At 42.2% G+C, this 23,125-nt stretch carries 16 protein-coding genes; 12 read left to right on the top strand and 4 right to left on the bottom strand.

The window, feature by feature from the left end; translation table 11 throughout:
* Positions 1–79: 79 nt before the first annotated feature.
* The 12 genes from FET73_RS03495 (at position 80) to FET73_RS03440 (ending at position 18,468) form a co-directional block, all read left to right on the top strand.
* Positions 80–670: a shikimate kinase gene (locus tag FET73_RS03495; protein ID WP_218944255.1), complete on the top strand. Its 591-nt coding sequence runs from the start codon at positions 80–82 to the stop codon at positions 668–670.
* Positions 651–1,754 carry a 3-dehydroquinate synthase gene (gene aroB / locus FET73_RS03490; RefSeq protein WP_154222514.1) on the top strand — a complete coding sequence of 368 codons (1,104 nt, stop codon included), beginning with the start codon at positions 651–653 and terminating at the stop codon, positions 1,752–1,754. Before FET73_RS03495 ends, aroB begins: the two co-directional genes overlap by 20 nt.
* A gap of 1 nt (position 1,755) precedes the next feature.
* Positions 1,756–2,475: an SPOR domain-containing protein gene (locus tag FET73_RS03485; protein ID WP_154222513.1), complete on the top strand. Its 720-nt coding sequence runs from the start codon at positions 1,756–1,758 to the stop codon at positions 2,473–2,475.
* A gap of 121 nt (positions 2,476–2,596) precedes the next feature.
* Positions 2,597–4,726: a VIT domain-containing protein gene (locus FET73_RS03480; protein WP_154222512.1), complete on the top strand. Its 2,130-nt coding sequence runs from the start codon at positions 2,597–2,599 to the stop codon at positions 4,724–4,726.
* 10 nt (positions 4,727–4,736) lie between these two features.
* Positions 4,737–5,384: a class GN sortase gene (locus tag FET73_RS03475; RefSeq protein WP_154222511.1), complete on the top strand. Its 648-nt coding sequence runs from the start codon at positions 4,737–4,739 to the stop codon at positions 5,382–5,384.
* 716 nt (positions 5,385–6,100) lie between these two features.
* On the top strand, positions 6,101–8,770 hold the full coding sequence (locus FET73_RS03470) for a TonB-dependent receptor plug domain-containing protein (RefSeq protein WP_154222510.1): 2,670 nt from the start codon (positions 6,101–6,103) through the stop codon (positions 8,768–8,770).
* 203 nt (positions 8,771–8,973) lie between these two features.
* Positions 8,974–10,845, top strand: a complete 1,872-nt coding sequence (gene mnmG, locus FET73_RS03465; RefSeq protein ID WP_154222509.1) for a tRNA uridine-5-carboxymethylaminomethyl(34) synthesis enzyme MnmG — start codon at positions 8,974–8,976, stop codon at positions 10,843–10,845.
* A gap of 21 nt (positions 10,846–10,866) precedes the next feature.
* Positions 10,867–11,925 (top strand): CNNM domain-containing protein, encoded by a 1,059-nt coding sequence (locus FET73_RS03460; protein ID WP_154222508.1) that lies wholly within the window; start codon positions 10,867–10,869, stop codon positions 11,923–11,925.
* A gap of 136 nt (positions 11,926–12,061) precedes the next feature.
* On the top strand, positions 12,062–13,327 hold the full coding sequence (locus FET73_RS03455; protein WP_154222507.1) for an efflux RND transporter periplasmic adaptor subunit: 1,266 nt from the start codon (positions 12,062–12,064) through the stop codon (positions 13,325–13,327).
* Positions 13,324–16,461: an efflux RND transporter permease subunit gene (locus tag FET73_RS03450; protein WP_154222506.1), complete on the top strand. Its 3,138-nt coding sequence runs from the start codon at positions 13,324–13,326 to the stop codon at positions 16,459–16,461. The genes FET73_RS03455 and FET73_RS03450 overlap by 4 nt, the downstream gene beginning before the upstream one ends.
* Positions 16,462–16,588: 127 nt before the next feature.
* Positions 16,589–18,034: an aldehyde dehydrogenase family protein gene (locus tag FET73_RS03445; protein ID WP_154222505.1), complete on the top strand. Its 1,446-nt coding sequence runs from the start codon at positions 16,589–16,591 to the stop codon at positions 18,032–18,034.
* Positions 18,031–18,468: a hypothetical protein gene (locus FET73_RS03440; protein WP_154222504.1), complete on the top strand. Its 438-nt coding sequence runs from the start codon at positions 18,031–18,033 to the stop codon at positions 18,466–18,468. The genes FET73_RS03445 and FET73_RS03440 overlap by 4 nt, the downstream gene beginning before the upstream one ends.
* Here FET73_RS03440 and FET73_RS03435 read toward each other — a convergent pair.
* The 4 genes from FET73_RS03435 to FET73_RS03420 all read right to left on the bottom strand — a co-directional run bounded on the left by FET73_RS03435 (position 18,458) and on the right by FET73_RS03420 (position 23,005).
* Positions 18,458–20,338, bottom strand: a complete 1,881-nt coding sequence (locus tag FET73_RS03435) for a GGDEF domain-containing protein (protein WP_218944254.1) — start codon at positions 20,336–20,338, stop codon at positions 18,458–18,460. The two genes, FET73_RS03440 and FET73_RS03435, sit on opposite strands and share 11 nt — an antisense overlap.
* Before the next feature lie 88 nt (positions 20,339–20,426).
* On the bottom strand, positions 20,427–21,242 hold the full coding sequence (locus tag FET73_RS03430) for an ion transporter (RefSeq protein ID WP_154222502.1): 816 nt from the start codon (positions 21,240–21,242) through the stop codon (positions 20,427–20,429).
* 99 nt (positions 21,243–21,341) lie between these two features.
* Entirely contained in the window at positions 21,342–21,875 is a 534-nt protein-coding gene (locus tag FET73_RS03425) for a response regulator transcription factor (protein WP_154222501.1), read from the bottom strand.
* Positions 21,872–23,005 (bottom strand): sensor histidine kinase, encoded by a 1,134-nt coding sequence (locus tag FET73_RS03420; RefSeq protein WP_154222500.1) that lies wholly within the window; start codon positions 23,003–23,005, stop codon positions 21,872–21,874. Before FET73_RS03420 ends, FET73_RS03425 begins: the two co-directional genes overlap by 4 nt.
* Between the last annotated feature and the right edge of the window lie 120 nt (positions 23,006–23,125).

Raw genomic sequence — 23,125 nt, 5'->3', positions numbered from 1 at the left:
TAATTACCTTCATTCTCTGTATTTTTATCGCAATATTTTTCTGCTAGCGATTGAACTCCATTCAAAAAAAACTGAGCAAATGTCTGTGGCAATGTTAGAATCCTGCTCCATGAGCACATTTGACCACAGCAACTTAAATATCATTTTGGTAGGCCCCATGGGCGCCGGAAAAACCACTGTGGGCAAACACATCGCCAAATTACTTGGTAAATCTTTTTATGATGTCGATCAGGAGCTGGAGAAACGCACCGGTGTGTCTGTGAACTTAATATTTGACATTGAAAAAGAGCAAGGGTTTCGTGTTCGTGAAACACAGATGTTACAAGACCTGATGCATGAACGAAATGCGGTGATTGCGACCGGCGGTGGCATCGTGGTGACGGAAGAAAACAGAAATATTTTGCAAGAGACTGGTCATTTGGTGGTCTATTTAAAAACCGAAGTTAAGCACCAACTTCAAAGATTGAAGCGTGACAAACAACGGCCTTTGCTACAAGGAACAGGACGGCGTGAACGTTTGTTGAACATGGCAAGAATGCGAAACCCTTTGTATGAGTCAGTGGCGCAATTGTCATTCACCAGTGGACGAACCAACCCGCATAAAATGGCAGTCAAAGTGGTTAATTATGTGTTGGAGCAAAACAAAGAAGATGAACAAAGCAGCCAATAAACTTTCAGATAGTCAGCAATTAAACATTAATTTAGGTGACAGAAGTTACCCCATAATCATCAACCAACAATCGTTTGATTTCGCCGCAGTTTCAGACAAACTCAATGGCAAGAAGGTCTTGTTAGTCAGTAATGAAACGGTAGCTCCCTTGTATGCCAATACAGTCATTGATGCTTTGGGTGAATGTGATGTGAGTTTATGTGTTTTGCCTGATGGCGAAGTGCACAAGAACAGCCAGTCTTGGTTGAAGGTTTTAGACGACATGGCTGACCATGGTATGAGTCGCACCGATGTATTGGTTTCTTTAGGCGGTGGTGTGATTTGTGACATGACAGGCTTTGCAGCCGCAAGCTGGATGCGTGGTATTGATTTTATTCAAATCCCAACCACCTTATTATCCCAGATTGATGCATCAGTAGGCGGTAAAACAGGTATCAACCACGCCAAAGGCAAAAATTTGATTGGTGCGTTTCATCAGCCATTGGCAGTCATCATTAACACAGACACATTAAATACACTGCCTCAGCGAGAATTTGCAGCAGGTATTGGTGAAGCTGTTAAATATGGCGGCATCAATCAGCCACAATTCATTGCTTGGTTAAGTGAGCGGCAACAAACAATTATGAGCAAATCACCTGAAGTTTTGGTTGAGTTGATAGCGCAGTGTTGTGACTTTAAGGTACAGGTGGTTGAACAAGATGAAAAAGAACAAGGCATTCGTGCTTTATTGAACCTGGGACATACATTTGGCCACGCCCTTGAAACTGCAACCAATTATGAGGGCTATTTGCATGGAGAGGCCGTTGCATTGGGTATGATAATGGCAGCTGAACTGTCAGCACAGTTGGGCTTTTGTGACAATGGTCTACGAAAAACACTGGAAAACTTGTTGCAAGGTTTTGACTTGCCGATTAAGCTTAATAAAGAAATCACGGCTGACAAATTGGTGCAATTGATGCGCTTGGATAAGAAAGTGCAATCGGGTAAACACCGTTTGATATTAATGAAAGGACTGGGTCAGGCGTTCATAGAAACTGGGGTTGAGGAAAGTGATTTGCTCAAAGCCATTGAAGCTTGTAGGTAATATGGTAAAAAACGCTTTTTTGATACTTGTCATCCTTTTGATTGGATTGAATGCGCCTGCAGAAGCAAAAAAAGAATTGCCGGTAGAAAAAGATTCACCACCATCTGAAACTGAAATCATTTGTTTTGCGGCCAAGGAAAAGTGGGTTTGTGCTCCAGCATCTGATCAACAACAGGCCAAAGACAAAGCCATGCGTTTGATAGAAGAAAAATCACAAACAGACGATGTGGTTATCAAAACCATTCCAGTTGAAGAAGAATGGAATGACGTTGTGATTGAGGAATCAACCACCGCCAATGCCTCAGATGCAATTGAATCCAGTGGCGTTGAAGTTGAAAATACAGTTGCTAAAGAATCAACGGTTATCAATCAAAACCCATCACCTCAACAGACTCAAAAAAGTGAACAACAACCTGAGCACCAAAGTAATGTGTTTTCAGACTGGAAAGCAAACCACAACCAACAATGGACTTTACAGGCTGTCGGAACCACAAATTTATCCAACATTGAGCGATTTATTACAGACAATCAATTAGGTAATCAAACGATGTCAATTGCTACCACAGAGGTAAAGGGTGCGCCTTGGCATATTGTCCTGGTTGGCTTGTTTGACAATCGAGAACAAGCGCTGGCCTTCAAAATGGCGGCTGTTGATGAGGGTGCTTCTTGGGCAAGTTCAGCTTGGCCTAGACCCATAAATGGCATCACAACTTTGGATTAATCAGTGGTTTTGGCCTTTGCCATAATTTTGACATAATTCACCACAACATTTCATTTTATGCGCATTTTGTTGCCGCATTGACTTGGTTAAATAGTGACTCATCATTAACCAAGGAGTCAGTATGGCAACTCAAAATAACAAAAACAGCATCCGTGAGCAGCTGGAAGGTATTGCACAGCGTAAGTCACATGATACAAATAGCCAAAAAGCGCAAGCACGTCAATCAGTCGATAACACACCCAAGAAACACCAGAGCTTACAATTAAACTGGAAAGATGCTGTTATCTTTTCATTCACCATGGTGATTGGCTTGATGTACAACATCAATGTTCATGCACAGCAGCCGGGCGGTGAAGCAGTTAATTTTGATGACATTGCCAGCGGCATGATGTTGTCTTTTAACAAAGCCAACGGAGAATACCGCAGCTTAACATTAGACAACACTTCATTTGATGTCGATGTTTATGGGTTGTTGGCGACGATAACGGTTAAGCAACAATTTACCAACCACAATCCAGACTGGATTACAGAAGGGGTCTATGCCTATCCTTTGGCAGACATGTCGGCTTTATATCGGCTTAAAATGACCATTGGAGACCGCATGATCGAAGGCGAGATTCACGAGAAAAAGCAAGCTGAACAAATCTACCAACAAGCCAAAGCCGAAGGCTTGACCGCGACCATGGTGAAGCAACATCGTCCGAATATTTTTACTTCAGATATTGCCAATATTGCACCTTTTGAGTCAATCACAATAGAGCTCACTTACCAACAAAGCTTGCGTTATGACAATGGCTACTTTGAATTACAGTTACCCATGTCAATCAAACCCCGTTATGTGCCTGCAGATTATGATGCACGTTTACCGATGCACAGCAATGTGACTGATTCACTCCAAAGACAGATCAAAGTACACTTAGATGCTGGCTTCGAAGTGGATGAAATTCGTTCACTTTATCATGAAGTACACATCGCATCAGATTTTAAAAACCACGTTGTGCGTTTGGAAGATTCACAGCTGTATGACAGTCATGACTTTGTCATGCGTTGGTATCCTGTCTTGGGCGATGCACCCAAAGCGGCTTTGTTTTCTGAAGTGAAAGGTGGCTATGAGTACAGTTTATTGATGGTCATGCCGCCAAAAGCCACAGCAAAAGTTACCCAAGCACGTAACATCACTTTCATCATGGATACCTCGGGTTCGATGCATGGAAAGGCATTGGCACAAGCCAAAGATGCCTTGTTGTTTTCATTGTCGGAGTTAACAGCTGACAATTATTTTAATGTCATTGACTTTGACTCGACAGCCAAAGCTTTGTTTTCACAATCCATGCCTGCTACGCCAGAAAATATCATGCGGGCATTGGACTTTGTTGATGGTTTTTCTTCAGATGGTGGCACCAATATGGCGCCCGCATTACAAATTGCCATGCAAGACAGCAACATCAAAGCTGAAATGTTGAACCAAATTATTTTCTTAACTGACGGCTCGGTGGGTAATGAAGCCGCCATATTTGACCAAATTGCAAAAAACATTGGCGATGCCCGATTGTTCACCATCGCCATTGGAGTTGCGCCAAACAATTATTTCATGAACAAAGCAGCGATGTTTGGTCGAGGCAGTTACACACAAATTGCTGATTTGAATTTGGTTGATGAATCTATGCGGGATGTGTTCAATAAATTGGCATCTCCTGCCATGACTGATGTGGATGTGGCATGGCAAGCCACAAAAGCCGAACAAAGCCCCAAAGTGATTCCAGATTTGTATTTAGGGCAACCATTGATCGTGACGACTAAAACACCGCTAAAAGACAAGCTGGGTGGTAATGAATTTACTGTCAGCGGAATAACTCACCATGATGAGGGTAACAAATCATGGTCTGAAGGTATGAAGCTGTCACATGATGGAAGAACCGAGGGTATCGCGAGGCTATGGGCCAGAAACCAAGTTGAGGATTGGATGGATGATTTGATGTTAGGAGGCAATCGCGATATTTTAAAACAAAGCATTACCGAGTTGGCATTGAATCATGGGTTAGTGACTGAGTTTACATCTTTAGTTGCGGTAGATAAAACACCCAACCTGAGCAGGCAAGCACAAGCCAAGGCAGCACAAAAAAGGTATGCAGAGTCGTTAGCATATCCTCAAGGCTCACTTGGCATCAAAGGACAAATGCTGTTTGGCATGTTGATGATTTTAATAGCAGGGTGGTTACAACGACGCACTCAAATGCAGCATAAACTTTAAGGAGCATCAGATGTCAACGAACTATTTTTTAAAAAACCATTTCTCTAAGCACAGTTTGACTTATGGCGGTAAAGGTTATGCAGTGAACAAACCTGCCAAGAAGCGTGGATTACGCATGGTGATCGTCGGCATCTTTGTTTTGGGCGGCTGGTATGTGCTTTCCTCCGGGTACATGCTGGCAAAGGCCCATTTATCTCAGTGGCTGATCGCTGATGCATGGGCGCTGACACTGAAAGATGGTGATGTGCACCCACCATGGTCTTGGGCTGATACCCATCCTGTGGCTAAACTGTCTGTCCCCAGTTTAAATCAAAGCAGCTATATTTTAGCTGGTGCGAGTGGCAGGAACATGGCTTTTGGCCCAGCGCATTCATACCAGTCAGGTATGCCTGGTGAGGATAAGACCACGGTCTTCAGTGGTCACAATGATTCACATTTTAGTTACCTATCTGGTGTCAGTGTGGGTGATGTGATTGAAGTTGAAACCTTACAAGGGAAGTTCAGCTATCAAGTGAATGACTTGCGTATCGTTGACAGTCGGATAGAACAAATTGTTATTCAAGATAAAGATCAATTGGTGTTGACTACCTGCTATCCATTTGATGCGCTATCAACTGGGGGCCCTTTGCGTTTTCAAATTACCGCAGAAAGAATATGAGGTTGAATCTGATGTATGGATTGTTTGTGCTTTGCTTGTTGTGTTTTCGAGGGTGTGTTATTTTAAACCAAGCCAAGTGTGTAGATTCTGGTGGGCAATGGGTCGATAAAACACAAACATGTCGAAACCTTAAAAAACATTAATTTGATGAAATTATGACTGTTGAACTATTTGATAGCGGCTTTGGAGTGAGTTTATGAATCCATTTGAAAATTTAGTGATCATTTATAAAAAAAGAATCAATTTATCATATCTGTTTTATGCGTTTATTTTTGTTCCCAATGCCTTTTTTGAAGCCTTTTATTTGTTAATCAATCTAGTTTAAAAGCCAAGTAACCGGGTTATATTAACTTATTTTTAAGGGTTTCATTAAGCCCAGACTCTTTTTCTTCAGCTTCTGTTCTTAACGCTGTTTACTATTTAAGTGCCTAATAAATCCTTTTATATCAATGGTGTATGTCATTTCTCCCTCTTGTTTTACTGCCTTTGCATAATCTATTGATTTTTGTAATGGTTAAAAAAATGTAAACTATTGTTGATTTAGTACGAAGAGATAGGTACTATTAGAATAGTAGATACAGCTTCTTTCGTAGATTGCAATCTATTGACTGCATCAACCATAAATTTGATCAGTCAGTTAATCAGTAGGTGCTCATATACCTACTGAAGAACTGAAATACAAAAACAGAGAAATAAAAAAATTTGGAGAATCAAAAATGAATTTAAAACGAAACCCAATAACTAAAGCTGTACAGCAAGCTTTGATTGCTGGTTTGGTGGCTTCTACTGCTATGGGCAGTGTGGCTTTCGCGCAAGTGCAAAATGATGAAGAAGAAGATGTTGAAGATCAACAAAAAATCACTGTAACTGGCTCAAGAATTAAACGGTCAGATGTTGAGGGTGCATTGCCCATAACAGTGATAACCAGAGAGCAGTTAGAACTCAGTGGCGAATCAAATGCTGCGGACTTTATTAGAAATACCACATTCAATAGTGCCGGTTCTTATAGACCACAATCTGGTAGTGGTAATGCTGGTGTGGCGAGTGTCAGTTTAAGAGGATTGGGAACCGCTCGGACTTTGGTTCTTATTGATGGTAGAAGAATGGCCAAGTCGGGTATAACAGGCCGATCAGCAGATTTAACACAAATACCAATGGGCGCGATTGAGCGCATTGAAGTACTCAGTGATGGCGCCTCTGCTGTCTATGGTTCTGATGCCATTGGTGGTGTGATAAATGTCATCACCCGCAGTGATTATGAAGGTGCTGAAATCATGTTGGGTGGCGCTGAAGTGTCTATACCATCAGAGGGTGGTGAAAGAGAAGAGGGTTCAATTATATTTGGTGCATCGGGAGACCGAGCCAGTATAGTTGCCGGTGTTTCATGGAATAACCGTGAAATCATTTTCTCTCGTGCCTTTCCATGGACTAATCCGGGAACATCTCCTTATAGTAACAACTTTTCAACACAATCAGATGTGGATGGAGATGGTGTTCTTGATGATTTAACCAACTGGACTGCAATCCCAGGCGCGTGTGCTTTTCCAGACACTGGGTTTGCTTTATTGAGCCCTGGAGGTCGTTGTGGATTTGATTTCAACTTGGTTGCTGCAGATGAGGCGTCATCGGGAAACGAGTCTTTTTACAGTCGAGTGAAGTATGAAATTAATGACAGCTGGGAATTATGGTCAAATATCTCCGTAGCTAAAACCTCAACATTTGGACGGTATGCGCCAGCTGCCGCAACATCCGCAGCATCTTTTGGTGGCTCAGGCGTATTAATTCCAGTTGACAGCCCAAATAACCCAACCAATCCTGACAGTCCTTTGTATGATCCTAACTCTGGATTTGAACCCCAGCCAGTCAATTGGTGGCACCGTTTTGATGCTTTGGGTAATCGAGACAACACCACTGAAACTGAAAATACCACATTTCAATTGGGAGTAATTGGTCAAATTGGGCGTGCTGAAGTGGAGTTCGGAGTTAACAGAAACAACAACACCTTTACTAATATTGGTCGCGGTTATTTACTCAGGTCAGCGGCTGATGCGGCGATTGCGGACGGTACTTATAATTTAGGTGACCCTTACTCGGTTTCAGAAACCGTATTAAATTCTATTAATGTAACTACATCCAGGGTGGGCCGGTATGATCAGGATGAAATTTTTGGCTCAGTGGCTTTTGACCTATTTGAAATGGCCAATGGTGCGGCGCAAATTTCACTAGGCGCAGAGCAAAGGAACGAAAAATATTATGATACCTATGATTCATTGTCTGAGGCCGGCCAAGTAGGTGGTTCTTCAGGTTCAAGTGCTGGTGGTACACGTGAAGTGACATCTGCTTTTTTTGAAGCATTATTCCCATTGCTGGATAATTTAGAAATGTCACTGGCAGGCCGATATGATAAGTATTCGGACTATGGAAATGATTTCTCTCCAAAGCTGTCATTCCGCTATCAAATGTTAAATAATTTAACCTTGCGAGCATCTTATGGTGAAGGTTTCAGGGCACCAACATTGGATGAATTGACTCAAAAACCGTCACAAACTGCAGACAGTGTTACGTTCCATTTGCCGACTTGTCAGTCGTTTGGGTATCAAGATTTGGCTACTTGCCGAGCAAACCAAGCTCAGGTTTCTGGGACAGTTATCAGTAATCCACAATTAAGCTCTGAGACTTCAAAGCAGTTTGCTTTTGGTGTGGCATATGAGCCAACAGATTGGTTCAATTTTACTTTGGATTATTTTAACATCAAAATTGATAATCAAATTCAAGCATTCTCATTGCAGCAAATTGTAAATTTAGCTGAAACAGGTGGGCAAGTCCCAGCGGGATTAAATGTGGATTTCAACCCAGATGGTTCAATCAGAGGTGGCTTCTTGCGCGGTTTTGCTAATAGAGGTGAGTTTGATACTTCAGGTTTGGATTTAAATGCCAAGTTCAGTTTTGATATGTTGGGCGGCCGAATGGCTACAGGCATCCAAGTCAGTCATTTGCTTACTGCAGAAAACCCCAGCACACGTGACTTTGTCGGCGATCCGGGTTTGCCCGCCACCAGAGCAGTTATCAATAATACGTTTTCGTATGGTGACTTCTCTGTTGGTTATAACTTGAATTTGATTGGTGACCAATGTGACACCATGAGTGCAGATCCTAATAACCCAAATGGTGCGATTTGTAATGGTCATGTGCCAACTTGGGTAACCCATGACTTACAGTTGAATTACCACACACCATGGAACGGGAAAATCACTTTAGGTGCGAGAAACATTGGTGAGAAGTTCCCTCCTTTATTCTTGGGTAATGCCGGAAGCAGGGATTATGACTTTGGTCTGTATGATGGTTATGGCCGCATCACATACATGAGGTACACGCAAACATTCTGATGAATGATTAAAAATGTTCGGGTGATGCGAAGGAAGCGCATGGCCCGTCCGATACTCTCCATATGTTCTTCAAATTTATCTATATAGTTGGGGGGATTCCTTAAAAATTTGGGCCAGGAAGGCCCTTTTTTAGTACCTGAAACAAAAATCAGAAAGAAAACAATGGTAAAATGCGGGGTTGACTTTGATTTAATGTGAATGCGATGAAATACGACCAAATTTTTGATGTGATAGTTGTTGGCGGGGGCCATGCCGGAACCGAAGCCGCTTTGGCTTCTGCGCGCATGGGTGCAAAAACCTTGCTGCTAACCCACAACATCGAAACCATTGGACAAATGAGCTGTAATCCTGCCATAGGCGGCATTGGTAAAGGCCATTTGGTGAAAGAAATAGATGCACTGGGTGGCGTGATGGCACAGGCCACAGACCATGCGGGTATCCAATGGCGCACACTGAATTCGCGCAAAGGGGCGGCCGTTCGTGCCACCCGCGCACAATGTGACCGTGCTTTGTACCGTGAACACATCCGTGGCGTGGTCGAAACTCAAGAAAACCTGTCGATGTTTCAACAAGGCGTAGAAGATTTGATCATTGAAAATGACCAAGTCAAAGGTGCCGTGACACAAATGGGTTTGGTCTTTATGGCCAAAACGGTGGTCTTAACTGTCGGTACTTTCTTGGCCGGTAAAATTCATATTGGCATGTCTAATTTTTCAGGTGGCAGGGCGGGTGATCCGCCTGCGACGGTTTTGGCGCAAAAACTGCGTGCTTTGCCATTTCAAGTCGATCGCTTGAAAACAGGCACTCCACCTAGAATTGATGGTAAAACCGTCGATTTTTCGGTCATGGAAGAACAGCCTGGTGACACACCAAGACCTGTTTTTTCATATATAGGTGATTTGTCACAACACCCTGAACAGGTCAGTTGTTTTATCACCCATACCAATTTACAAACACATGATTTTATCCGCAATGGTTTAGACCGCTCGCCGATGTATTCAGGTGAAATTGAAGGAAAAGGGCCGCGATATTGTCCATCGATTGAAGACAAAATCATGCGCTTTGCTGATAAGGACTCACACCAGATTTTTGTTGAGCCAGAAGGCTTGAATACCCATGAGCTTTATCCCAATGGCATCTCGACTTCTTTACCATTCGATGTGCAAATTGATTTGGTGCGCTCAATCAAAGGTTTTGAAAACGCACACATCACAAGACCGGGTTATGCCATCGAGTATGATTTCTTCGACCCTCGTGGACTGCAAGCCTCTTTGGAAACCAAATACGTGGAAAACTTGTTCTTCGCAGGTCAAATCAACGGCACCACAGGCTATGAAGAAGCCGGTGCGCAAGGTTTGATTGCGGGCATGAATGCCGCCTTGAAAGTAGCAGGGAAGCCTTCATGGACACCTGCCAGGAACGAAGCTTATATGGGTGTTTTGATTGATGATTTAATCACTCAAGGCACCAATGAACCTTACCGCATGTTCACATCACGTGCTGAATACCGCTTGATGCTGCGTGAAGACAATGCCGACTTCAGGCTCACTGAAAAAGGTCATGAACTGGGCTTGGTCGATGCCACACGATGGGATGCCTTTTCTCAGAAGCGCAAAGATGTTGAAGGTTCATTAGATCACTTAAAATCTGTCTGGTTGGGCCCGAACAATGCCTTAGGCAAAAAATTCATCACCCAATCAGGCATTGAATTAAGTAAAGAAACCAGCGCCTATGATTTATTGCGCCGACCTGAGGTTAACATCAGCATGCTCAATTCATTGGATGAAATTTCGCTGCCATCGCAGGCTGAAAAAGTTTTGGAACAGGTCGAAATCCACACCCAATATGCAGGCTATCTGGAACGCCAACAGCAAGAAATCGACAAAGCCAAAAAACACGAAAGCAAAGCACTGCCTTTGGACATGGATTACAGCGCCATCACCGGCCTGAGTGGTGAGTTGACTGAAAAACTCAACAACATCAAACCCGAAACCATCGGCCAAGCCTCAAGAATCCAAGGCATGACGCCAGCCGCAGTGTCTCTGTTGTTGGTGTATTTGAAAAAAGCGGGTTAATAAAATTTAAAGGATTGATTTATGTTGTTGCTGATATTTTACGTTTTTGGTGCTTTGTTGTTTTCCTTTCTGTGTTCGATTGCAGAGGCGGTGCTGTTGAGCATCACGCCGGCTTACATTGAAAAACTCAAACTAACAGATGCCAAAAAAGCCAACTTGATAAAAAAGCTCAGGTTTGATGATGTGGACCGGTCTTTGGCTGCAATTTTGACACTCAATACCATAGCACACACGGTGGGCGCGATTGTCGCTGGTGCCAAGGCAACTCAAGTTTTTGGCAGCGAATGGATTGGTGTTTTTTCAGCGGTCATTACGGTCTTGATTTTGGTGTTTTCTGAAATCATTCCGAAGACCATTGGTGCGGTGTATTGGAAGTCATTGGCTTCGCTGACCATGGGCTTTATCGCTGTGTTAATTAAATTGTTATACCCTTTGATCATTGCTTCTGAGTTCATCACCAAGCTGATTTCAAAGGGTAAAAAGCACCACGGCTTCAACCGCGATGAATTCATCGCCATGGCAGGCTTGGGCGAACGGACGGGTTTGATTGATGCGCATGAAGCACGCATCATCAATAATTTATTCCAGTTAGGTTCTTTGAAGATCAAAGACATCATGACACCGAGAAGTGTGATCACCAGTTTACCTGCGGCTGCCATGATTGAAGATGTGTTTGAACAGGTGTCAGATTTGCGCTTTTCTCGAATACCCTTGACTTCTAAAAAGAACAAAGACAACCCTTGTTTTGTATTGAAGTCAGATGTGTTATTGGCTCATGCCAAAGGTGAAAACGTGAGTTTAGAAAGCCTCCAACGTCCACTTGAATATGTTTCAGAGTACCTTTCACTGCCTTTGTTGCTTGAACACCTGTTTGAGAATAATTTTCACATGGCTTTGGTGGTTAATGAGTATGGTGATGTTGATGGTTTGGTGACTTTAGAGGATGTTTTTGAAACCTTGTTGGGCTTAGAAATCATGGATGAATCAGATAAAATTGAAGATCTACAGATTCATGCCCGAAACAAATGGGCCAGGCGTGCCAAGAGCAAAGGCATGGTTATAGATGAAGATATTAAATAAATAGCTTGATTCAAATTTAGTGTTTCACACTTTTTGCACAATGTGGTCTTAAAATGGCGTCTTGCATCCTGAATAAGATGCTGATGATTCATTAAATTAAATTAATTTTAGTTAAAACTGACCACTATAAAAAATTATGAAACCCCAAAAAATACTTTTGCCATTAATCATTTTGTCAGCTGCTGTTGTGGTTGTCTGGCTGATTTTTGCGACTAAGCCTGAAGCAAAAAAGTTTAAAGATACGCCCACCCATAAACTTCGAACAGAAGTGATGATGCCTAAAGCAGAAAGTTATCAAGTGTGGGTGCCCTCTTATGGCATCGTTAAACCGAAAACACAAAGCCTGGTGATTGCACAAGTATCAGGTCAAGTGACTTCGGTCAGCGACCAGTTCAGAGACGGTGCATTTTTCGAAAAAGGCGATGTGTTATTAACCATTGATGACGCCGATTATCAAGCCCAGTTGACCATAGCCAAAGCAGAATATAAACAAGCTGAATTTACACTAGAAGACGAAAAAGCCCGTTCTGAAATGGCCTTGAAAGATTGGCAAAAATTAGGCAATACGAATAAACCACCTTCATTGGTGGCCAGAGAGCCACAGCTTAATTCAGCCTTGTCTATTTTAGAAGCCAGCCGAGCCAAAGTGATTCAAGCGGAGTTGAATCTAAAGCGCACACAAATTGTCGCGCCATTTTCAGGCAGGGTACTGAGTCTTGATGTCAATGTAGGCCAAGTCGTTAACAATGGTTCCACTTTGGGAAATATTTATGCTGTGGATTCTGTTGAAATTCGCTTGCCTTTGAAAGGCAGTGATTTGGCACATTTGAACTTACCTGAACTGTATCGTGACCTAGAGAGTCGAACTAAGGAAGCCAACATTGCGGTAAAATTAATGGCCACTTTGGCTAACAAAACCCACACTTGGCCAGGTGAATTGGTGCGTGTGGAAGGCACCATTGATGCGCAAACCAGACAATTATATGTGGTAGTTGAGGTTAAAGACCCTTACAAGTTCAGAGGTGATGGCACACCGCCGTTGAAAGTGGGTCAATTTGTTAATGCTTTGATTCAAGGAAATACATTAGACAATGTGGTGGTTTTACCTCGTGCAGCCGTGGCTACGGGTAACTACATCAATTTGATAGAAAACGGCGTTCTTGAACGGGTTCATATTGATACTTTGTGGATGGATGATGAGCAAGTGGTCATTGAAAACAAATTCACAAGAGGCCAAAGAATCAGCACCACGCCGTTGGGTGATGCAGTCAGTGGTACTGCGGTAGAAATTATTAAAGCAGATGGCTCCATTGAATCTGGTGATGCCAGTGGTCACCAAGATAAAGGAAAGAAAAAGCGAGGCAAAGGGAATAAAAACAAATCAACTGAGCAAGGTTCATGAAAGAAGGATTTATCAGTTGGTTTGCAAAAAACCATGTGGCGGCCAATTTATTGATGATCAGTATCATTTTCATTGGTGTGTTGTCACTCAATACCCGAATTCCGCTGGAAGTGTTTCCTTCAATTGAATTAGATGTTGTCAACATCAGAACCTCTTTACCAGGCTCAACACCGTCTGAGACAGAGCAAGGCATCACGATTCGAGTTGAAGAATCCGTCAGTGACTTAGAAGGCATCGACAACATAAGCTCACGTTCTAGTGAAGGCAGTTCGAGTGTGACCGTTGAATTATCCAGTGGTTATGATGCGCAAGTGCTGTTGAATGAAATTAAAAATCGCGTCGATGCCATCAACACCTTACCAGTGGACGCCGAGAAGCCCTTGGTGAGTAAAGCCACGCGCAAAAGGGAAGTCATTTCAGTGGTGGTTTATGGTGATGTATCAGAAAAAGAATTGCGCCAAGTCAGTGAACAAGTTCGTGATGACATCATCAGCATTGACGGCATCACTCAAGTGTTTTTAGAAAATGTCCGTCCTTTTGAAATTGCCATAGAAGTGAATCAAGACACGCTTCGTGAATATGGCATTACCATAGATCAAATCACCAATGCGATAAAAAATAATTCACTGGATTTGTCCGCAGGTAACATCAAAACCACCGGCGGTGATGTCTTGCTGAGGACTCAGGGCCAAGCCTATGAACAAGCACAGTTTGAAAATTTAATCATACGCAATCGGGCCGATGGGTCGTTGTTGCGATTGTCCGATATAGCAACCATATCCGATGGTTTTGAAGAACAGGCTATTTTGAACAGGTTCAATGGCGAACGGGCGATGGAAATTGAGGTTTATAGTGTGGGGCAACAAAGTGCCATTGAGGTAGCAGACAAGGTCAAAGCTTACTTGGCTGAAAAAAGTGCCAGTTTACCGCAAAGCATCAAATTAGACTATTGGCGAGACCGTTCTCAAATTGTTAAAAACAGGTTGAGTACATTGATCAACAGTGCGATACAAGGTGGTGTGTTGGTGTTATTGTTATTGACGCTGTTCTTGCGACCTAAGGTGGCTTTTTGGGTGGTGATTGGTATTCCAGTTTCCTTTATGGGTGCTTTGTCTTTATTGCCTGTGTTTGGCATCACCATTAATATCGTCAGTTTATTTGCTTTTATTTTGGTGTTGGGGATTGTGGTTGATGATGCCATTGTTACTGGAGAAAATATACATACCCACATGGAACGTCATGGTGATGGTTTGAGGGCGGCGATTGAAGGAACCCAAGAAGTGGCCACACCTGTGACTTTTGGTATTTTGACGACAGTAGCTGCATTTATTCCTTTGGCCTTGATAGAAGGCGGACGGAGTGTGTTTTTCAAGCAGCTTCCATTTGTGGTAATTCCTGTGTTGTTATTTTCTTTGATTGAATCTAAGTTTGTTTTACCGGCGCATTTGAAATACATGAAAAAGTCTACCAAAGCGCCTGGTGCATTCAGTCGGTTTCAGAAAAAATTTGCCAATGGTTTAGAGCATTTTATTGCCAAATACTACCAGCCAGTTTTGGTTAAAGCGCTGAAAAATAGGTTGTTAACCTTGTCTCTGTTTTTGTCCGTTGTTGCTATGGTATATGCCATGGTATTCAGTGGCTGGACACGGTTTATATTTTTCCCTAGAGTACCCAGTGAAATAGCACGTGCGTCTTTGGTGATGCCAATTGGTACACCTTTTGAAACCACAGACAAGTATGTTTCATTAATTACCGATAAGGCCCAGCAGTTACAAGAAAAATACATTGATGAAGCAACAGGTGAAAGCTTGATTGTCAGCATCATGTCAAGTTCTGGTTCGGCAGGTGGTTCAGGTAGTGGTCAATCACATGTAGGTCGTGTGATGTTTCAAGTCGTCGCACCTGAAAAGCGTGAAAGTGAAATAACCAGCGGTCAATTGGTCAATGAATGGCGACAAATGATAGGCCCCATTCCGGGTGCTGAAGAAGTCAATTACCGGGCAGAAATAGGCCGTTCGAGCAATCCAATTGACATTCGATTAAGCGGTCAGGATCTGAATGAATTACAAAGTTTGGCTGAGCAGGTCAAAGTACAGTTGGCGCAATACCCAGATGTGTTTGACATCACAGACAGCATGTCGAATGGTAAAAGCCAGATTGAACTAGAACTCAAACCACAAGGTGAAGTTTTGGGCATCACTTTGAGCAGTTTAGCCAGGCAGGTGCGACAGGCATTTTTTGGGGCTCAGGTACAAAGAATCCAGCGTGGTAGAGATGATATTCGTGTGATGCTCCGTTATTCATTGGCGGAAAGAAGTACGGTTAATACCTTGGAAAACTTGATTATCACTTCACCTGATGGCGTTCAAGTGCCTTTCAATGAAGTGGGCGTGATGATTTCAGGAAAAAGCCCGTCTGTCATCAATCGATTAGACCGCAAGCGAACGTTGAATGTCACTGCGGATGTGAATAAAGAAAGCATCAATATGGCTGCGGTGAATGAAGAAATGTCACAGTTTTTGAATCAGTTAACAGGGCCTTTGGCTGGTGTTGGTTATGAGTTTGGTGGCGAAGCAGAGGAACAGCGAGAGTCGTTTGGTACTTTGTTTTATGGTTTGATTGCCGTTTTGTTTGTCATCTATGCACTGTTAGCGATACCTTTTAAGTCCTATGCTCAGCCCATGATCGTGATGTCCATCATACCCTTCAGTCCTGCAGGGGCCATAATTGGCCATTGGATTATGGGCATGGATTTAACCATTTTGAGTATGATGGGCATGCTTGCCTTAACAGGTGTGGTGGTTAATGATTCATTGGTGCTGGTCGATTATGTCAATAAAAAACGTGAAGAAGGCAAATCTTTACTTGATGCCGTTACCACAGCAGGAATGGCCAGATTCAGGCCCGTGATTTTGACCTCTTTGACTACATTTGTGGGGTTGATGCCGTTGATCTTTGAAAAAAGCACGCAAGCACAGTTTCTTATTCCTATGGCCGTTTCATTGGGTTTCGGTATCATGTTCGCCACTTTTATGACTTTGTTTTTGATTCCAGTAAATTATTTACTTTTAGAAGATGCCAGGCGTGGTGTAAAAAAAATGACAGGTGCAGATTCGCGTGTGGCGAAAGTTTGAAACAAAAATGCCATATAAAAACTTCATTGAAACTCACTAATTGTGCAAGGCAGAGATGTGACTGTTGGCAGTGGTAAATTGAAACAGTCATCATATAAAATATGACCTCCTTCGAAAGAGAGTTTGAATGACTGAACAAGCAAGTTACAAATCCACCTTTTACATCAATGGTGAGTGGATAGAATCTGATGACAAGCCCCATTTAGCGGTCATCAACCCAGCCACAGAACTGTCAGTGGGTAACATCCCATTAGGTAATGCCAATGATGTGAATGAAGCAGTTCAAGCGGCGACACAGGCATTTGTTTCTTTCTCTCAAGCCACACGAGAAGAACGCCTAGATTTGCTTAAAAGAATAGCCGAGGAATACAAAAAACGTTCGACCGATATGGCCGCTGCGATCACAGCTGAGATGGGCGCACCGAAGTGGTTGAGTGAGTCAAATCAAGCGGCGTCTGGTTATTTGCATTTCAAGTCAGCGATCGAAATTTTAGAACAATATGAATTTGAATTTAAACAAGACAGCACTTTGATACGCAAGGAGCCGATTGGTGTATGTGGTTTTATCACACCTTGGAATTGGCCCGTCAATCAAATTGGTTGTAAATTGGCGCCTGCATTGGCCACCGGTTGTACCGTGGTGTGGAAACCATCAGAGGAAGCACCCTTTTCGGCGCAGATATTGATGGAAATTTTAGAGGAAGCTGGAGTCCCTAAAGGAGTCGTCAACATGGTTCATGGTGATGGACCGACTGTAGGTTCAGCAATCTCTAAGCACCCTGACATTCATATGGTGTCTTTCACAGGTTCTACTTTGGCAGGGATTGCTGTGGCAAAAGATGCAGCCGACTCCATCAAGCGCGTGACCCAGGAGCTGGGTGGTAAATCAGCCAACATCATCCTTGACGATTTATCAGAAGAACGTTTTGCTAAAGCGGTGGCTGGTGGTATCAAAACCTTGTGTGTTAATTCAGGACAAAACTGTAACGCCCCTTCGCGTTTGTTTATTCCAAAAGAGCGCATGAATGAGGCTGAAGCTGTGGTTAAAGCAACCATGGAAAAATTGTCGGTAGGCGATCCAAATGATGAAAACAATTACATGGGACCAGTGGTTTCAGAAACACAATGGAACCGCATCCAAGAACACATCAAATCGGGCATGGATTTAGGCGCAGAATTGCTGACTGGAGGTTTGGGGCGTCCAGAGGGTTTAACGACAGGTTTTTATGTCAAACCCACGGCGTTCACAGGGGTGAATAATGGCATGTCTATTGCTCAGTATGAAATATTTGGCCCCGTGGTATGTGTGATTCCTTACAACACAGACGAAGATGCCATCACCATGGCCAATGCCAATGAATATGGATTGTCAGGATATGTGTCTGGTGCTGATAGTGAACGCGTCAATCGCGTTGCTTTTGCTTTAAGGGCTGGGATGATACACCTCAATGGTGCTCAGATGGACCGCACAGCACCGTTTGGTGGATATAAGCATTCTGGAAATGGTCGAGAACGTGGACCTCAAGGTTTCGAAGAGTTTTTAGAGACCAAAGCCTTGTTAGGTATGCAATGAATCGATTTGTGCTGAGTATGTTGCGCTTTCCCAATAAAAAAGGGCCTTTTGATTGGTTGTTATTTTTATTGGCTTTGGTGATTATCATTCCGTTGTTGATATTGATGCTGTTACTGTTACCAATACTGGTTATTTATCAGGTATTGAAGGCCAAGTTATTTCCTAACACCCAAAAGAAAACCATGGTGACTCCATTTGGCATCACCATTTTGTCACCTCAGTCAGGTGGGCAGAATGTGTCGTGGGCAGATGTTGAACGCTTGGAGTTGTGGTCAGAAGAAGGTGATGAGGTGGCAGTATTGGTGTTGAAATCCGGAGGTGTCACTAAGTTACCCAATATTGAGTTCTCAGTAATTAAAAACCACTGTATTCAAAGGGGAATACCAGTTAAGGAAGAGGTTGTTATTGTCTCTGATGCTGAAATTATTGAGTGATTTCGCGGTGTAATATGATTTGATTTCGTCCATTGGCTTTGGCTGAATACATCGCCATATCAGCCCGGTGTATGGCTTTATCTAAATCATTTATGCCCCGGCACCGGCTGATACCAGCAGAAAACGTCACTTTTAAATCTGGAATGTGTGCAATGTTAATGCGTTCAAGTAGCGACTCTTTAAATTGTTCTAGTGAGCGTTTTAATTGGTGCTGATCACCATAAGACATGGCCAATAAAAACTCCTCTCCTCCAAATCGACCTGTGATGACGTTTTGATCAAAATGAGACAAGAAAATTCTGCTGAATTGAATCAAGACCTCATCACCCACAGCATGACCATAGTGATCATTGATGTGTTTAAAGTGGTCTAAATCTAACATCGCCAAAAGTAAGCTGTTGTTGTGATGGATTTCTAATTGTTGTTTGATTTGTTTGATGCAATATGAGCGGTTACTCATGTTGGTTAATGCATCATGTTGAGCCATGTATTCAAATTTTAGGCGATTTTTTCTCGAACGTAACACAATAAATGCCAAAAGCAGCGTGCTGGTAAATGAGGCAATGATCAGCCAATTCGTCAGTTGGCGTTCTGTAGCTTGGTCTGCTAATCGATGTGCTTGCATTTCATTTTCATGTTGTAAGACAGCATTTTCTTTTTCTTTGTTGTTCAAATCAAACTGGGTTCGAAATTGGTTCAGTTTTTTGATGCTTGACTCGGTGTAAATCTTTTGTTTTTTTGAGACCGTTTCGAGTAACTTATTATAAGCAGCTTCATACTCTCCTTTGCTGGCCAAGATTTTAGCCTGGAGTTCATCAATACCAATACTTTGTAATGGCATGGCTTCAGGGTCAAGGTACTTTTTAGCTTGCAACCAAAATTGCTCCGCAAGTTTTATTTTGCCTTCAGACAGGTATATGCGGCTGAGTGAATAGTTGGTGTCCAAAAGCATGAATTTATTATTTGATGTTGTGAATGTTTGATGCGTCGTTTTTAACATCTGAATGGCTTCTTCAGTTTTGCCTTGCTTATATGCCATGCCGGCCAATTCTTTCAATGCATAGGCCTCACCTTGGTAGTCTTTCACTTTACGTGCCAAACGGGCGGATTCTTCAAGTTGTTGTTGGCTTAAATCCAGGTTTCCTAGGTTTTTGTTTGCCCTTCCTAATCCATACAAAGCGACAGAAAGTTCTAAAAAGCTATTGTTTTCTCTGTGGTAGTCAACAGCTTCTTTAAAAAAAGGGACTGACAATTCATCTTCACTGCGGTACTCATAAACCAGAGCAATGTCCGCCGCAATATCTGCTTGGTTAATTTCACCACCGTGCTTAGGGACTAGCTGGTATGCTTCTTGAAAATCATTCAGTGCATTAACAGACAAAGACATCGCATTGTAAATATGTCCCCGAGCTGACAAGGCTTCGACCAAAAGCCATAAGTCTTTTTTCTGACGCGCCCATGTGAGGACTTGATTGGCAATGGGCAGAGCTTGTTGTGGGTCACCTACATAGTCCAAGGCAATGACCTTTGCGATTTGGATTTTGTGATAGAGCCAAGGGAATTGTTGTTTATCTATGGCTTTGAGACCAAGCTCTGCATGGGTCAAAGCTTTGTCAGGGTAGGTTAAGGCAATATAAGCTTGGCTGTAAAGGTAATGATGTTGTGCCAGTTGGTAATTGTTGTTTTGGGCTTGAGGCAGGCTTCTATCTAAGATTTGTAACACTTCATCTGGAGAAGAATTGAGTTTTTTTTCCCATTCGAGATAACGCGTATCTAATTGTTTTTGAGCCAAAACAGAACCACAAAGCAACAGACACAATATCAATGACTGATGAAACTGTGACTTCACTTGTAAAAACCATTGATGCAAATTGGTTACCACTCGAAACTGTACATTACTGAATTAATATACAGCTGTTATACCTTGAGGTCAATAAACTACTGAATATGCTGTGGTTTCAATCAACCGTTTTTTGTGATTGCGTGTGTTTAAGCAGTAACGCTTTGACTTCGGCCAACTCGGCTTGTATGACATCTAATTGGTCGTTTTGTTCTGTGATGTCATCATGTAAAGCTTCAGCCTCCATCAGAGCGTTTTCTTTTTCTAAAACACTGACAACAATGCCTATCACCATATTCAAGAAAGCAAAAGCAGTGAAGAAAATAAATGACAGGTAAAAGAGCCAACTCAAAGGGTAAACAGTCATGGTTTCATACATGACATCAGTCCAGTCTTCAAATGTCATGACTCGAAATAATGTCAACATGCTGGTGGCAATATCGCCCCACAAAACGGGGTTGATGTTTTCAAAAAACAAAGAACCGACAGCGGCATAAATGTAAAATATGATGAACATCAACAACATCACATAAGACAGTTGTGGCATGGCTTTGATGAGTGAATTGATTAATACCCTGAGTTCAGGAATGATGGAAACCATCCTCAAAACACGAAACACACGAACCAATCGACCAATCAAAGCCATTTCAGAGTTTTCTATTGGAATCAAACTGACAACAACAATGAGTGTATCAAAGACATTCCAGCCACTTTTGAAAAAGTTCTTTTTGTCCTTTGAGGCGACAAAGCGCACAGTAATTTCAATCAGAAAAAATACTGTGATACTCCAGTCAGCAATCAACAACGCCGTGGTGGCGTAGTCTGGTAATTCGTATGTCTTGGCACCGATTAACAAAGCAGACAAGATAATTACAGTAACAACTGACCATTCAAATATTTTGTTATTGTGTAGGTTTTCGAGGAATTCTTTCATGAAAATAAGGGTGCTGAAATCGAAACGCACATTTTAATCATGATGCCAGAAAATACCAGTGCTTAAAGTGATGAAGTCAGGCAAAAAGTTATGGTTAAACTATTTTTTAACAGGTTTTTTTTGTAATTTTCTTTGTAATGTTCGGCGGTGCATATTGAGTGCTTTTGCGGTTTGGCTGATGTTGCCGTCGTGCTCAAGCAAGACTTTCTGGATGTGTTCCCATTCTAGTCGTTTTGGAGACCATGTTGATTCATTGATTTCAATGTCACTGTTGCCTTGGTTGTTAGATTGAAAGCTGTTTAATATTTCTTCGATACTGACCGGTTTAATTAAATAATCCTTAACACCTATTTTAATGGCTTCTACTGCCGTTTTGATTGACGCAAAACCGGTCAGCATCACAATGTTCAGCTGAGGCCATTGGGCTAAAATAGATTGTGCCAAAACCAAACCAGATTCTTTTTGTAATTTTAGGTCCAGTAGCACATGATTGACGGGCTCGTTTTTTAAAATCAATTGACTGCTTTGCAGGTCATGTGCTTCATGAACAGTAAATCCATGCCTTTTCAAGGCTTTGGACAAACTGTATCGCAAGGTTTTGTCATCATCAATCACTAAGATAGACTTTTTCATGGTGCTTGTTGTATGAGAATTTGAGTTTCAGCACCATCAGGTGTGCACTGAAAAATTAACTGTCCTTTCATGGCTTCCATGATGCGTGCTGCTAATTTTAACCCTATTCCCAGTCCATTTTTCTCTGAATGATTTAAACCGGCCCCGTCATCTTTTATGAGGATGTTAATTTCATTGTTTTTGGATTGGGCAGTAAGGAAAATGTTGGTGCTGCCTGCTGCGATGGAGTTATTGATGACATTTAAGAATACCAAAGGCAGCAAATCATCACTTAAGATCTGCATGTCTTTTGATAAAAGATTTTGAATCTTAATTGATGGGTGTGTGGCTTCGAATGTGTTTAAAATATCATTTAAATAGTTTTTTAGATTCACTTGTTGGTGTGTGTTTGTGTCAGATTGTGTGGTGATTTTAGTTAACTCACCTAATGCTTTTTTACATCGAGTAACTTGTTCATCCAGGATACGGCAGTCTTTGGCATGTTCACTGTCTTTTAAGTCATAAGATAATTCGTTAACCAGCAGTTTGATGCTGTGTAAAGGTGAACCCAGTTCGTGGGCTAAGCTGGTAGCAAGCGTGGCCATTTTAACCATATTAAAATCTTCAGCTTGTTTCTGTTGTAAGTCGATGAGCGCCTTATTTTTTGATTTCAGTTGCTCCATTAAAGTGGTAATGATCCAAGTGAGCATCAGTGAAATGGCTATAAAACCCAGCCACATACCTATCACATGGCTTTGCATCATGTGGTGATGGGCCGGTGGTGCTTGTAAATACCAGAGCAGTAAATAAATAAGGTTGGCGGTTGTTGTTGCTAGCCAAGCAAACCATTTATTGAATTTGATGGCTGCAAATAAAGGGGGAAGAAATAAACACCAAATCAATGGATTAGAAACGCCCTGATTGAAGCTGAAAAAAAGGCCCCAGACAAATAAGTCTATGGTAACTGGATACCATTTATCATGTGTCTTGACGCTGAATAACTGCGTTAAACAAACCATACCGAGATATAACGACACCAACCACCACGATTCGGCTGAAGTTTCACCCCAAAAGTCAAAAATAGCATTAAGTATAAGTACGGTTATTAAGCCTAAAGCAATCGTTATGCGGTAGCTAAACAATGAATTCATTTGTTTCAGTTAAGTTATTAAGATGATTTGAATGCAAGGTTAACATGACTGCGTTTGTGGATGTGGGTGTGCGACAAAATGTCGCGCCTTTAATGCGGTTTGCTTTCATATAATGCGGTC

It is taken from the genome of Marinicella rhabdoformis (assembly GCF_009671245.1).
Classification (GTDB): Bacteria; Pseudomonadota; Gammaproteobacteria; order Xanthomonadales; family Marinicellaceae; genus Marinicella; species Marinicella rhabdoformis.
This window is presented reverse-complemented; position numbering and strand designations above follow the sequence as displayed.

What these genes read in the sequence shown, in the direction of transcription:
- FET73_RS03485 (WP_154222513.1), top strand. Translation starts at nt 1,756, where the DNA reads ATGGTAAAAAACGCTTTTTTGATACTTGTCATCCTTTTGATTGGATTG.
- FET73_RS03475 (WP_154222511.1), top strand. Translation starts at nt 4,737, where the DNA reads ATGTCAACGAACTATTTTTTAAAAAACCATTTCTCTAAGCACAGTTTG.
- FET73_RS03450 (WP_154222506.1), top strand. Translation starts at nt 13,324, where the DNA reads ATGAAAGAAGGATTTATCAGTTGGTTTGCAAAAAACCATGTGGCGGCC.
- FET73_RS03420 (WP_154222500.1), bottom strand. Translation starts at nt 23,005, where the DNA reads ATGAATTCATTGTTTAGCTACCGCATAACGATTGCTTTAGGCTTAATA.
- FET73_RS03455 (WP_154222507.1), top strand. Translation starts at nt 12,062, where the DNA reads ATGAAACCCCAAAAAATACTTTTGCCATTAATCATTTTGTCAGCTGCT.
- aroB (WP_154222514.1), top strand. Translation starts at nt 651, where the DNA reads ATGAACAAAGCAGCCAATAAACTTTCAGATAGTCAGCAATTAAACATT.
- FET73_RS03460 (WP_154222508.1), top strand. Translation starts at nt 10,867, where the DNA reads ATGTTGTTGCTGATATTTTACGTTTTTGGTGCTTTGTTGTTTTCCTTT.
- FET73_RS03495 (WP_218944255.1), top strand. Translation starts at nt 80, where the DNA reads ATGTCTGTGGCAATGTTAGAATCCTGCTCCATGAGCACATTTGACCAC.
- FET73_RS03445 (WP_154222505.1), top strand. Translation starts at nt 16,589, where the DNA reads ATGACTGAACAAGCAAGTTACAAATCCACCTTTTACATCAATGGTGAG.
- mnmG (WP_154222509.1), top strand. Translation starts at nt 8,974, where the DNA reads ATGAAATACGACCAAATTTTTGATGTGATAGTTGTTGGCGGGGGCCAT.
- FET73_RS03430 (WP_154222502.1), bottom strand. Translation starts at nt 21,242, where the DNA reads ATGAAAGAATTCCTCGAAAACCTACACAATAACAAAATATTTGAATGG.
- FET73_RS03480 (WP_154222512.1), top strand. Translation starts at nt 2,597, where the DNA reads ATGGCAACTCAAAATAACAAAAACAGCATCCGTGAGCAGCTGGAAGGT.
- FET73_RS03470 (WP_154222510.1), top strand. Translation starts at nt 6,101, where the DNA reads ATGAATTTAAAACGAAACCCAATAACTAAAGCTGTACAGCAAGCTTTG.
- FET73_RS03425 (WP_154222501.1), bottom strand. Translation starts at nt 21,875, where the DNA reads ATGAAAAAGTCTATCTTAGTGATTGATGATGACAAAACCTTGCGATAC.
- FET73_RS03440 (WP_154222504.1), top strand. Translation starts at nt 18,031, where the DNA reads ATGAATCGATTTGTGCTGAGTATGTTGCGCTTTCCCAATAAAAAAGGG.